10 protein-coding genes and 1 pseudogene are annotated in these 13,384 nt (G+C 39.7%); 7 read left to right on the plus strand and 4 right to left on the minus strand.

Annotation, left to right across the window (positions count from 1 at the left end; genetic code table 11):
- Window positions 1-102: 102 nt before the first annotated feature.
- On the minus strand, window positions 103-2,571 hold the full coding sequence (locus XEN7305_RS10425) for a tetratricopeptide repeat protein (RefSeq protein WP_006509376.1): 2,469 nt from the start codon (window positions 2,569-2,571) through the stop codon (window positions 103-105).
- Between the two features lie 140 nt (window positions 2,572-2,711).
- On the opposite strand from XEN7305_RS10425, the gene XEN7305_RS10430 reads away from it, so the two are divergent.
- Window positions 2,712-2,996 (plus strand): DUF433 domain-containing protein, encoded by a 285-nt coding sequence (locus XEN7305_RS10430; RefSeq protein WP_006509377.1) that lies wholly within the window; start codon window positions 2,712-2,714, stop codon window positions 2,994-2,996.
- 359 nt (window positions 2,997-3,355) lie between these two features.
- Here the strand turns inward: XEN7305_RS10430 and XEN7305_RS10435 are convergent, their stop codons facing one another.
- The 3 genes and pseudogenes from XEN7305_RS10435 to XEN7305_RS10445 all read right to left on the minus strand — a co-directional run bounded on the left by XEN7305_RS10435 (window position 3,356) and on the right by XEN7305_RS10445 (window position 6,548).
- Entirely contained in the window at window positions 3,356-5,374 is a 2,019-nt protein-coding gene (locus XEN7305_RS10435; protein WP_006509378.1) for an NAD(P)H-quinone oxidoreductase subunit 5, read from the minus strand.
- 192 nt (window positions 5,375-5,566) lie between these two features.
- Window positions 5,567-5,911, minus strand: a pseudogene (locus XEN7305_RS10440) (FKBP-type peptidyl-prolyl cis-trans isomerase); the annotation flags it as partial.
- A gap of 97 nt (window positions 5,912-6,008) precedes the next feature.
- Window positions 6,009-6,548 (minus strand): FKBP-type peptidyl-prolyl cis-trans isomerase, encoded by a 540-nt coding sequence (locus tag XEN7305_RS10445; RefSeq protein WP_006509380.1) that lies wholly within the window; start codon window positions 6,546-6,548, stop codon window positions 6,009-6,011.
- A 190-nt stretch (window positions 6,549-6,738) separates the two neighbouring features.
- Here XEN7305_RS10445 and XEN7305_RS10450 point away from each other — a divergent pair, with 190 nt between their 5' ends.
- From XEN7305_RS10450 to XEN7305_RS10475, 6 genes are all read left to right on the plus strand, one after another.
- A complete protein-coding gene (locus XEN7305_RS10450) occupies window positions 6,739-7,167 on the plus strand; it encodes a photosystem I reaction center subunit II PsaD (protein WP_006509381.1) in 429 nt (142 codons plus the stop codon).
- Between the two features lie 229 nt (window positions 7,168-7,396).
- Window positions 7,397-9,079: an iron ABC transporter permease gene (locus tag XEN7305_RS10455; RefSeq protein WP_006509382.1), complete on the plus strand. Its 1,683-nt coding sequence runs from the start codon at window positions 7,397-7,399 to the stop codon at window positions 9,077-9,079.
- A gap of 93 nt (window positions 9,080-9,172) precedes the next feature.
- Window positions 9,173-9,634 carry a HEAT repeat domain-containing protein gene (locus XEN7305_RS10460; protein ID WP_006509383.1) on the plus strand — a complete coding sequence of 154 codons (462 nt, stop codon included), beginning with the start codon at window positions 9,173-9,175 and terminating at the stop codon, window positions 9,632-9,634.
- Entirely contained in the window at window positions 9,627-10,043 is a 417-nt protein-coding gene (locus XEN7305_RS10465; protein WP_006509384.1) for a type II toxin-antitoxin system VapC family toxin, read from the plus strand. Before XEN7305_RS10460 ends, XEN7305_RS10465 begins: the two co-directional genes overlap by 8 nt.
- Before the next feature lie 215 nt (window positions 10,044-10,258).
- Window positions 10,259-12,244 (plus strand): tetratricopeptide repeat protein, encoded by a 1,986-nt coding sequence (locus XEN7305_RS10470; RefSeq protein WP_006509385.1) that lies wholly within the window; start codon window positions 10,259-10,261, stop codon window positions 12,242-12,244.
- A 262-nt stretch (window positions 12,245-12,506) separates the two neighbouring features.
- Window positions 12,507-13,175 carry an OmpW family protein gene (locus XEN7305_RS10475; RefSeq protein WP_006509386.1) on the plus strand — a complete coding sequence of 223 codons (669 nt, stop codon included), beginning with the start codon at window positions 12,507-12,509 and terminating at the stop codon, window positions 13,173-13,175.
- Window positions 13,176-13,384 lie beyond the last annotated feature (209 nt).

Genomic DNA, 13,384 nt, shown 5'->3' on the forward strand with positions numbered 1-13,384 from the left:
TGAAGCCGAGCGATCGCGATCGCCAGAGAGATCATAAGAATCGCGATCTCGTTCATATTTCTTATGCTTGATTCTCAATTACAAAAGAATAAGTAATAAGTTCTAACTCTGCATCTTTGCTAAGGTGTATTGCAAACTTTGTCTGATGATATTGGTATTGGGATGATTTTCTCCTAATGCTGCTTCAGCGATTTTTAATGCTTGTTGATAGAGAGGTTTTGCTTTGGTGTATCTTTCCTGATCATCATAGAGGGATGCTAAGTTATTAAGGCTAGTTGCTATAGCCGGATTGGATTCACCCAACAGTTCTTTCTTTATTTTCAGGGCTTGTAAATAGAAAGTTTCAGCTTCGGCATATCTTCCTTGGTCATGGCAGAGAGATGCCAGGTTATTAAGGCTAGCTGCTATATCGGGATGTGATTCTCCTAGTAGTTTTTTTCTTAATTCTAATGACTGTAAATAAAGAGGTTTAGCTTCGTTATCTTTTCCTTGGTTACGATAGATAAATGCCAGGTTATTAAGGATGGATGCTATATTGGGATGTGATTCTCCTAGTAGTTTTTTGTTTAGTTGCAAAGATTGTAAATAAAGGGGTTCAGCCTCCTCGTATCTTCCCTGAGCATGATAGAGAGATGCCAGGCTATTAAGACTGAGTGCTACATCGGGATGTGATTCTCCTAGTAGTTTTTTTCTTAGTTTTAATGCCCGTAAAAAAAGAGGTTCAGCCTCCTCGTATCTTCCTTGAGTATGATAGAGCAATGCCAAGTTATTGAGACTGGTAGCTACATTGGGATGTGATTCCCCTAGTAGTTTCTGATAGCTTTCTAAAGCTTGCAAATAAAGAGGTTCAGCTTCCTTATATTTTCCTTGGCTACGATAGAGCTCTGCCAGGTTATTAAGGCCGAGTGCTACTTCAATATGTAATTCCCCTAGTAGATTTTTTTTTAGCTCTAGGGATTGTAAATAAAAGGGTTCTGCTTCAGTATATTTCCCTCGTCTACAATAGACATGTGCTAGGTTATTAAGACCGAGTGCTACCTCAGCACTTGATTCTCCTAGTAGTTTTTTATGAATTTCTAAAGCCTGTAAATAAAGGGCTTCAGCCCCCTCGTATATTCCCTGTTCATCATATAAAGATGCAAGGTTATTAAGGCTGAGTGCTACACCAAGATGAAATTCTCCGAAGCGTTCCTTGGCGACTGATAGGGATTGTTTTCGCCAAACTAACGCTGGTTCATAAGCGCCTTGACCTTGATAAAACCTTCCTAAGTTAGCAAAAGAAAAAATGAAATCTTCATCCCTTAAGCTATTTTGATAAAAGGTAGCAGTTTCAGAAATATGAGGAATAAAAGGAGTAAAGTAAGTTACGTCGTCTAAAGTAAGAGCTTGAGGAATTTCCCTAGCTACTCTTGCTACAGCAGTACAGAGATTAGCCTTTTGTTCCTCTGTATTTGCTAATCTTTTTTGCTTATCTCGGAAAAACTCTTGAATAAGTTGATGTAACTGATAATTATCTCCAGCCTGTAACAGGTGTAAATTTTCTAACTCAAGTCTGATATCTTCTAATTCCTCTGGATCTTGTACCTCAGCACTACTCTCAACAAGAGACCAAGGAATAGGGGCTAAGGAAAATAAACTTAGCAAGCAACCCAACTCTTGAGCAGGCTCATCTAATTCTCTCCAACTCAACTCAAAAGCTGCTGCTACCCCACGTTCGATATCTACAGCCCAAGTAGATTTTTTTTCTGGAATTTTCATCGAAGGATGGGCTAATCCTTTACCTTCTAAACGTCTTAATTCTTCCGATAAAGAGATTCTACGCCTTTTAACATATCGCCCCACTAATTGCAGAGCTAGGGGTAAATATCCTAAACGCTGACAAAGTTCTTGAGCCGTTGCTAATTCTTGGTTAACCTTTTCTGAACCAACTAATTCGGAAAGTAATTCTAAAGCTTCTGTTTCCGATAAAGCTTCTAAATATAGAGGATTAGCTAATTCTAATTTAAGTCTTGTGGTGATTAAGATTTTAAACTGAGATGATTGTGGAGGAAGATAGGATTTGATGCCGTCGTAATCAGTGACATCATCAAGAACTATTAGGGTGTTTCCTTCTCGCCAATTAGTCCAACACCAATCTACTTTTCCTGGTAGTTCTAAATCTTCTGGTGGTTCAAGATTTAATTTTGTTCTGGCAAAATCTACTATTTTTAAACCAATATTTTCTTCTCTACAACGTAACCAGCAAATCCCACCAGGATAGATATCATCTTTCAAGCTAATTAAGGAATAGACAATCGCCATTTCAGTTTTGCCAATTCCACCCATCCCTTCAAGATGAGCAATTGTGACGTTTCCTTCATTTTGCAACTGTTCGTGAAGAAGAATCAATTCATTTTTTCTACCGACAAACTTATCGGTGTTACTTCTAGGGATATTTTGTGGAAAACCTAATTTTGGTTGAGGAAGGTTAATTATCTGAATGAAATCGCCGTTGATGTAATGACCTTGAATATACTCATTGTAATCACCTTTACTGATATCGATATCTCGCGACTTATCCTCAGCACTCATGCCTTTCGGTATTGTAAATGAAGTTTTTTAGAAATTTTATTCATTCTATCGTATGAGCGTTTATCGAGGGTTGCTATTTAAGTAAATTTCTCTATTTAGTTATAATGGCAAAACATAAGTATCGAGATAAATAACCGAGAATGGTAACTACTGTTAATATTGGGTCGCTAATTGTTGCAACTTCAGATGTTTGTGCGGGTCGTCCCAGAATTAATAACAAAAGATTTTCTGTTGAGCAAATAGTCACATTAACCAAAGAAGGTCTCAGTCCGCAACAAATTGTGAGTGAATATAGTTTTTTAACTTTGGCAGAAGTTCATGCAGCCTTAGCTTATTATTATGCAAACCCAGAACAGATAGAGCAATATCTAGAAGAGGAAATGGCAGAATATCAACAATTATTAGCTCAATACAAATCAAGATGAACTTAAAAAATTGTTGTACCAAGACAAAGTTCTTCAGTAGGAAAACAGTTAAGTGCTTTACAAAAGCTGATTTCAACTATATCTTCGGAAGAAATTCAAAATAAATTGATCTTCCTTAATACCTAACACTTAACATCTAATACCTATCTCAACTATTCAATTAATTTTGCACGACTACTTAAAACTACTGCTCAAAATGCCGAATTGTCCTAAACTTTCCTGGACAAATTTACAGTTTTGTGAGCGCAAAACTCAATTGTTGCTATTCTTGTTTGCTCTTAATTCTCCAAATAAAAAGCGATCGCCTGAATAAAAAAAGCGATCGCCTGATTGAAAAAATTAAACTTTAGTGAGTTCTACTAAACCACACTAAACACTAAGACGAAACCTAAAACAGCTCCGAACATAATTAAAGCGTAGAATTGCGCTCGACCAGTTTCGAGATATTTCAATCCCTCTCCACTGAGCAGAGTAGCGAGTCCAGTTAAATTAACTGCACCATCAACTACTCGATAATCGACCTCCATAATTTGTCTGGCGAGACGACGACAACCAACAACAAAAACCTTGTAGTAAATGTCATCGAAATACCATTTATTAAGGGATAGCTGATACAGAGCAGGATATTTTTTCGCGATCGCAACAGGATCGATTTTTTTCGCCCGATAGGTCAAAAATGCGATGATAATCCCCGTAATGGCGATCGCCATTGACAGACCAGCCATGAGCAAAAACTCATTAAGCTCAAAATGACCAGCTTCGATCACTTCACCTGGAGCATGGATAAACTCCTCAAAGTAATTATTCCAAGGCATACCCACTAAACCAATGGCAAAAGAGGGAATTGCTAGCACCAACAAGGGAAATGACATCGTAAAGGGCGACTCATGGGGTTCATGACTATGTCCATGACTTTCCGCTTCTTTGACATCCATTGCCCCAGGTGCAAAAGTAATCCCGGCTTCAGTCAAAAGCTGTTGGCGAATTCCTTGATCATTACCGCGAAACTCACCTTCAAAGGTCATGAAATACATGCGGAACATATAAAAAGCGGTCAACCCTGCGGTTAACCAACCTACTGCCCAGAGAGTGCTATTGGTCGTGAATGCCTGACCCAAGATTTCATCTTTAGACCAGAAACCAGCAAAAGGAAAGATTCCGCAGATAGCCAAATTACCCACCAAGAAGGCAAAGGAAGTAACTGGCATATATTTGCGCAATCCGCCCATCAAGCGCATATCCTGTGCCAAAACCGGATTATGCCCTACAACATCTTCCATACCATGAATCACAGAACCTGAGCAAAGGAATAACATCGCTTTGAAATAAGCATGGGTCATGAGGTGGAATAAACCCGCACTATAGGAACCCAAGCCCATGGCCATTACCATGTAGCCCAACTGGGACATCGTGGAATAGGCCAAGCCTTTCTTGATATCGTTTTGAGTTATGGCGATCGTGGCACCGATAAAAGCGGTAATCGCTCCTGTCCAAGCAATCACCTCCATTGCGATGGGAACCGGTTCCAAGATTGGATAAATGCGAGCAATCAGAAACACCCCAGCAGCTACCATAGTTGCTGCGTGAATTAATGCCGAAATGGGGGTCGGGCCTTCCATCGCATCGGGTAACCAAACATGAAGGGGAAATTGGGCGGATTTTGCCACAGGGCCGAGAAATACTAAAATAGCAAATAAAGTTGCTAATCCCGCGGACAATGCCCCAGAAGCAATCAATTCTTCTAATCTTTCACCGATAATCGCAAAATCAAAGCTTCCGGTGGCCCAATAAAGCCCTAAGATGCCCAGTAGCAAACCAAAGTCACCGACTCGGTTAGTCACAAAAGCTTTTTGGCAGGCATCAGCCGCTGCTTGACGGTCAAACCAGAAACCAATTAGCAGATAGGAACACATCCCCACCAATTCCCAGAAAATATAGATCTGGACCAAATTGGGACTGATGACTAGTCCTAACATCGAAGAGCTAAAAATGCTGAGATAGGCATAGAAACGGACATAACCAGAATCATGAGCCATGTAACCATCGGTGTAAATCATCACCAAGAAGGCCACTGTGGTCACAATGACTAGCATTAAAGAACTAATATGATCAATGGTATAGCCCATCTGGAGGTGAAAATCTCCAGCTGCTGCCCATTCTAAGGTTGTAGTGTAAACTTCATGTCCTTGGAATTGACTCCAGAAGATGCCAAAGGACATAAACATTGCAATCCCCAAAATGGAGACTATAAATACAGCGACAATCTGTCGGAGATTATTCGTCGCCTTGTTAAATGATATAAGTCCAATTCCCACCAACATGGCCCCTAGTAAGGGCAGAAGGGGAATTAACCAAGCATACTGATAAAGCAGTTCCATCTCTTATCTATAATTTTGAATTGAAGAATAGCTTGTACAATCCCACTCTTCCTTTGATTAAGAAAAGAGTGAAACAGTCATCATTATAGGTAATGGTTTCCTTGTGGTGCTCAGAAACTACCTGGTTTCTTAATTAATTAGATTAGAGAAGATGCTTGTCACTAATATCTGACAACTGATAACTGTTAACTGTTAACTGATTTTGAATAACTCTACTTCAAAAATTAGAGTTGCATTGGGCGGGATGACCCCACCAGCTCCACCGGCTCCATAGCCCAATTCTGGAGGAATAATCAGCAGACGCAAACCCCCAACTTTCATCGAGCCAACTCCTTCATCCCAACCTTTGATGACTTGTCCGACGCCAATTCTAAATTGAAAAGTTGAGTTGCGATCGCGAGAGCTATCGAATTTTTTCCCGTCTTCGAGAGTTCCTGTGTAATGCACGGTTACTGTGTTTCCTTTTTGGGGAGTGGCGCCCTCACCTTCTTTAAGGTCAACATATTGCAGTCCTGATGCCGTAGTTACAGCGTTTGATAAATCGAGATCTTTTAGGGGAATATTTGCCATAGTAATTTTTGTTTCCTATTGTGATTTTGTAATTTATTTAAGTGATGACATTCACTACCAAGTATTAACTTATTTTAAGTAGTTCTACGTCAAAAATTAGAGTTGCATTAGGAGGAATGACACGACCTGCACCACGAGAGCCATAGCCTAATTCGGGAGGAATGATGAGAGTCCGTCTTTCTCCAACTTTCATCGAACCAACTCCTTCATCCCAACCTTTGATAACTTGTCCGACACCTATTTTAAAGGAGAAGGGCTTATTGCGATCGCGAGAGCTATCGAATTTAGTTCCGTCTTCGAGGGTTCCTGTGTAATGCACCGTGACATTATTGCCTTTTTGAGGTGTGGCACCATCGCCTTCTTTGACGACGATATATTGTAATCCCGAGGCAGTAGTGACAGCGTTGGATAGATCAGCAACAATTGTTGTTGTCTCTGATGACTCTATATTTTGAGCAGTTGCGGCAGTGGTCCCTGTGGGATTAGCGGCGACCGCTTTTTCCTGACTACTGTTACCAAAAACCAAAGTTGAGATTAAAAAGACTCCGCAGACTAAAATAACCCCAATACTGACAAGAATTCCATTATTCAATTTTTTTTCCACCTTTTGTTAAATCCTGATATTTACTTCAGGGTCATTGTAAGGTTTTTTCTCAACTCTACAAATCTTAAAGCAGGGGAATTTTGATAACAAACTGTTACAGTTCTTGACGAAGCGAGGAAATAGTAACAAACTGAGTGGTAGCATTCCCTACATAACCCAGAAAAAATCAATTATTGAGAGAATATTTCCTATGGCAGAAACTCTTTCTGGCACTATGCCCAAATTTGGTGGTAGTACTGGCGGTTTACTTACTGCAGCAGAAGTGGAAGAAAAATACGCTATTACTTGGACTAGTTCTAAGGAGCAGGTATTTGAAATGCCTACTGGCGGCGCAGCCATCATGAATTCTGGCGAAAACCTTCTTTACTTAGCTCGTAAAGAACAGTGTTTGGCGTTGGGTACTCAACTCAGAACCAAATTTAAGCCTAGAATTCAAGATTACAAAGTTTACCGCGTTTTCCCCAACGGTGAGACCGAATATTTACATCCTGCTGATGGAGTGTTCCCCGAGAAAGTTAACGAAGGTCGTCCCTTTGCAGGTAAAATCGACAGAAAAATTGGTGATAATCCAGAACCTTCTACTCTGAAGTTCTCTGGTAGAACTTCTTATGATGCTTAGTAAATTTGATTACTCAAGTTTTCCTGCTTCTTAAGTGAGTTCAAGATCAACCTTAGTATTAAATAATTTCGGAGTTTAGACTTTATTTGGCTAACTCTTAAATTCAATATTTTTTATATATCGGGTAGCTATGAGCTACCTTTTTTGTGCAATCTCTCATATTTTTATCTGCCCTTAAATAACGGTACTATGGAAACTTAACTAGATAATACATATATTTTTATAACCCGTGAGTAAGAACCCGAATTTGGCCCCATCGGGAATAGAGCAGAAAATTCCACATCTTAGTTTTAACTTTTGGACGATCTCGGTGATTGCGATCGCATTGGTAATTGCAACACCGATAATCTTTGTTTTCAGCAGTATTTTCGCCAAATCAGGAGAAATTTGGCAGCATTTAATCGATACGGTTCTCCTAGACTATATTACTAACTCTTGCCTTCTCATGTTGGGTGTAGGAACTGGGGTCATTGTGATCGGGGTCGGTACTGCTTGGTTAGTCACCATGTGTCGCTTTGGAGGTAGTCGTTATCTTGAATGGTTGCTTCTGTTGCCTTTGGCCGCACCAGCTTATTTGTTGGCCTATGCTTACACCAATTTATTAGATTATTTTGGGCCGGTGCAAACAGGATTACGCAATATTTTTGGCTGGGTGAGCGTCCAAGACTATTGGTTTCCTAATATTCGTTCCCTGTGGGGTGCGATGTTAATGCTAATTTTGGTCTTGTATCCCTATGTTTATCTGCTCACTAGAGTTGCTTTTCTCGAACAGGCTGCTGGTACCCTAGAAGCCAGCCGCTCTTTGGGTTGTAATCCCTGGCGAAGTTTTTTTACGATCGCATTACCCTTAGCGCGACCCTCTATCATGGCAGGTTTAGCTTTAGCTCTGATGGAAACCCTCAATGATTTTGGTACAGTGGAATATTTTGGCGTGACAACCTTTACCACAGGTATTTATCGAACTTGGTTAGGCATGGGGGAACGGGCAGCAGCAGCCCAACTAGCAGCCTTTTTAATGTTATTTGTTTTAGTGTTAATTGTTTTAGAAAGATTGTCTCGTCAGCAAGCCAGATACTACCAAGTTTCTGGTTCAGGGAAGCAAATACCCCAATATGAATTAGGCATTGGTAGAGGGATTATCGCTTTGATCGCTTGCTCTATTCCGGTTGCTTTGGGTTTTATTATTCCCTGCATTTATTTATTTCAGCTGACTATTAGTAACCTGGATGTCACTCTAGATGATGATTTTTGGAGTTTGGCCAATCATAGTTTTGTCCTTGCGATCGCCACTGCCGTCGTAGCAACTCTAGTATCTTTAATCATGGCCTATGGACAAAGATTACAACCAAATTTTTTGATGCGAACTGCGGTGCGAATTGCCGCCATGGGTTATGCGATCCCTGGCTCGGTAATTGCAGTGGGAATCTTAATTCCTTTGGGTAATTTCGATAATGGTCTTGATGCTTGGATGAAAACAAACTTTGGCATTTCTACAGGGCTTTTGCTTTCAGGAACCATAGTTAGTCTGATTTTTGCCTATCTGGTGCGTTTTTTGGCGGTTGCTTTTGGTTCTGTCGAATCAAGTCTCAATAAGATTACTCCTAGTTTGGATGATGCTTCTCGTAGTTTAGGATCTGGTGCCACCAAAACTTTAGTGAAAGTTCATGCACCTTTGATGTCTGGGGGATTGTTAACCGCATCAATGTTAGTTTTTGTGGATGTGATGAAAGAGTTACCTGCCACTTTAGTGATTCGTCCTTTTAACTTCGATACTTTGGCAGTTCGAGTTTATCAATATGCGTCTGATGAAAGATTAATTGAAGCTTCTGCCCCGGCCCTCGCGATCGTTTTAGTAGGGATTATTCCGGTGATTCTTTTAACCTGGAGGATTACCAAATCTCGGAATACATAATAGTAATATTAGAAGCGGATTAGATTCTTTTCTCAAAAGCTTTCAAATAGAAAAGGGCAGCATAGGCAGTAAATCAAAACAATGACTTAAACCATGACTAAAATATTAACAATTAACCTACCTGATAACTTAGAAGAACAACTTGGTGTTCTCAGTAATTCTATAGATAATTCCTTAGAAGAACTAATTATCCAAACACTTCAATCACTTGCAAATTCGATCCAGTCTCTACATGATACAGACCCTGATATTAGAAAGAAAGCAGCTACAAAGTTAGGATTGATGAATACTGAAACTGCGATTCCAGCCTTAATCCAGGCACTAGATGATAATGATATTGACGTTCGACAAGCTGCGGCAAAAGCTTTGCAACAAATCGGCACCGAGACTGCCCTAAAAGCACTTCAACGAGAGCCAGAGCTATCTCATGACTTCATTTTTGATCCGATTACCCCTCTGATTGGCACCTTACATCTAGAAACAACAGACCTCTCAGAAAACCATGATCACTATCTCTCCGAAGCTCTTGAACAGGAGTTGAATTCTGGTGAGTAAGCTATTCATTGATACTTCTGGTTGGGCTAGCCTATTTATTCCCACGGAGACTTATCATCAACAAGCTGCTAAATATTTTCGTCAGGCTCAGCAGACGAAGCAAAGACTGATTACTACCAACTACGTTGTTACAGAATTGGTGGCTTTACTAGGTAGCCGCCAAAAAACTTCTCGTCCCAAACTTTTTCAATACATTGATTCCATTAAACTTGCTTTGTGCATTGATCTAATACATGTTAATGATGAGACTGATGCTATTGCCTGGGAACTTTGCAAAAGTAGACCTGATAAAGCTTGGTCTCTGGTAGATTGTAGTTCCTTTGTTGTGATGCAGCAGTTAGAGATACAGAAAGCACTAACAACAGATAAACATTTTGAGCAAGCAGGCTTTATTCGATTACTCAAATGATTATTCTTAGTTGAGGTAATCATGATTAGTGTATACATACTCTCTTTTGACTGGCTTAAGGATCTTTAGGATAAAATCGAGATTGCACTGCAAATTAGTGGACGCGGGCGTAAATAAGCTATCTATCAACGAAGAGCAAAAAGCTGATGTATCAACAAGACTTACTTACTCATTACTTATTACTTATTACTTCCGCGCAGCGGCACTAGCCTCAGATGAATCAAAAAGATCAATTGACTGAAAATATTGTTCGATATACCCAACAATTAGCGGTCAATCCAGAACAACCCGAAATTCATTTTCAGCTGGGGAACTTATACGTAAAAAAGCAGCAGTGGAAATTAGCAATCAAATCCTATGAACAGGCAATTAAGTTTAACCCTCAGTTAGTCGAAGCTTATAGTTATCTAGCAAAACTCTATGAAACCAAAGTTCAAGATCCTCATAAGTCTACTGAATATTGGTATAGAGCTATTAAATTGAAACCTAGCTGGGCGACAGCCGATAATTATGTCACGTTAGGCAATAATTTAGCAGTACAAAAAAAACTTGAAAAAGCAATAGATTGTTATCAGCAAGCAATTATTTTAAGCCCTAACCTGCTAGATGCCTATCATAGAGTGGCTGAGTTATTGTCAATTCAAAATCAGCAGATCAAAGCAATTCAAATATACCGCAAAGGAGTGCGCCGCAATCCTCAAGATCCTCAATTTCATTGGGCTCTAGTTCAAGCCTTTGCTAAAAATAATAAATGGCATTTAGCCGAAAACCAGTATCAAATTGCGATCGCCTTAGAGAAGAATTTCCCCGATGCACTGCCCCAAAAATTAGACTTCGAGCCTAATAGATGGCAAGCTTATCATCAACTGGGAAAGGTTTTACAATATAAAAAACAGTTGTTAATTGCAGTTACTCTTTATCAAAAAGTTAACCAACTGCAACCTGATTTTATCCCCGCTTATATCCGCATCGCCAATATTTATCGTCATCTAGAAAAATATCAATCAGCTTTTCATTTTTATCACCAGGCGATTACAATTTCACCTCGGGAAAATCCCCTGCATGACCAGGCGATTCAGAGTTATCAAGATACCTTAGAATCTCTGAGCAAACCTCAGTCCCAACTATATTATCAATGGGGTAGAATATTGCGATCGCAGGGATATTTCTCTAAGGCGATCGCAGCCTATCAAGAAGCAATTAAAATAAATCCTAAATTTGAACAAGCATATATAGATATTCAATATACCAAGGTTGCCGAAGACCAACTAGAACAACTAATTAACTTTTATCAGCAAATAGTTCAAGATTGTCCTTATCCCTTAGCCTGGGGCAATTTAGGAGATGCTTTCACCCAACAAGGCAAAATTCAAGATGCGATCGCTTGTTACCAGACCAGTTCCTATCAACAATCTATTCAAAAAAATCCCCAGTTAGCAGAATTAAATTGGCCAGAAAAAAAAGCTAAAGCTCCAGATTTCTTGATTGTGGGAGCCACCAAATGTGGAACCTCATCCCTTTATTATTACTTAAGTCATCATCCGCAGGTTTTATTTTCTCACAAAAAAGAATTGAATTTTTTTATCAAACATTTTAAGCAAGGAATCGATTGGTATTTATCCCATTTCCCCAGTATTACAGATAGCCCAAATTTTCTCACAGGAGAAGCCACACCCAATTATCTAAGATTTCCTCTGGTGGCGCGGAGAATTCAAGAATCTTGTCCTGATATTAAACTAATAATTCTCTTACGCAATCCTGTTGATAGAGCAGTGTCTTGGCATTATCATAAAAAGAATACAGGACTAACCAATGATGATCTAGAACAAGCAATTACCAAAGAAATTAAATTATTAGAAACTCTAAGTGAATCAGAGATTACCAAGATTGGATTTAATGATCCTGATAATATCATTGCCAGTCTTTATTATTATCAAATCAAAGCTTGGATGAAATATTTCCCTCGACAACAGTTCCTGATTTTAAAGAGTGAAGATTTTTATGAATATCCTGAAAATGTTATGAAACAAGTATTTAGATTTTTAGAGTTGCCTGTTCAAAAAATAGCTCAATACCCCAAGATTAATGGTGGTTCTTATAATTCTGTAGAGCCAAACTTACGAAAAACCCTCTCCGAATATTTTCAGCCTTACAATAAACTTTTAGAAGAGTATTTAAGTATCAATTTCAATTGGCAATAGCTAGGGCCGCTGCGCTGAAGTAATGAGTAATAAGTACTGAATAACAGAGATTCAGAGAATAAGATTGGAAAGCTAAAAATTCTCAACCCTAAACCCAATTAAATTCTGAAACCCCAACTTTGAAGCTGTTTCGAGCCACAAGTACCTGTTTAATAGCAAATCCATTCAGAACGAGGATGCTGTGCTAAATATAGACGAAGCTAGAGTATTTTGAGATCTTACCTCTAGCAACCAAATTAATTTAGTGTTGGAGTGAATCATCATGAACCTTAGGCTTTTCTCCTGTTCAGTTTTCCTGTCGTTTCTCGGTTTGAATTGTCTAGCTATAAATTCTGCAACAGCACAGGAATTTAAACCCAAAGAAGCAGGTGACTTTCTCATTCGTGCCCGAGGTCTGTCGGTGATTCCCAATGAAGATGTAGACCTATCTGTTGGTGACAACTCAATTCCAGGCTCAGCGGATCTTAGTACAGCATATGTTCCTGAGATTGACTTTTCTTACTTCATAACCAATAACATTGCCCTGGAACTGATTGCTGCGGTCACGACTCATCGCGTAGAAGCTAAAGGAACTCCCCTAGGAGATGTGAATTTGGGAAAAGTGGGTCTTGTCCCCCCAACATTAACTTTGCAATATCATTTTTTAACCCGGAAAAGATTCAGTCCCTATGCTGGTGTGGGTCTCAATTACACTTTCTTTTTTACGGAAGAAGATGGTGATGCCAACGATATAGACTATGACAACAGCTTTGGCTTTTCCCTCCAGGCTGGTCTTGACTATGCAGTTGCAGGGCGTTGGTCAGTGAATGTCGATGTCAAGAAAATCTTTTTAAATACTGATGCAGAGATTCGGGCTGCGGGAATTGATATTGAGGCTGATGTCGACGTTGATCCCTGGATTATTGGTTTAGGTATCGGCTATCGCTTTTAACGGGGCTTCGCCCTTGAAGGCAGAGGGCAGAGGGCAGCGGTGAGACCCCGCGCCGCCGTCAGGCGCAAGGGAAGCGGTAGAAGCCCGCGCCGCCGAAAGGCGCAAGGGAATGTCTACCAAGAGACGCTCACCAAGAGAGAGGGCAGAAGGATAAAACTACTTCTAACTTATCCCTTTAGGTTGAATTCCTCCACTTCTTTAAGTGGAAC

This window comes from Xenococcus sp. PCC 7305, from assembly GCF_000332055.1.
Taxonomy (GTDB): domain Bacteria; phylum Cyanobacteriota; class Cyanobacteriia; order Cyanobacteriales; family Xenococcaceae; genus Xenococcus.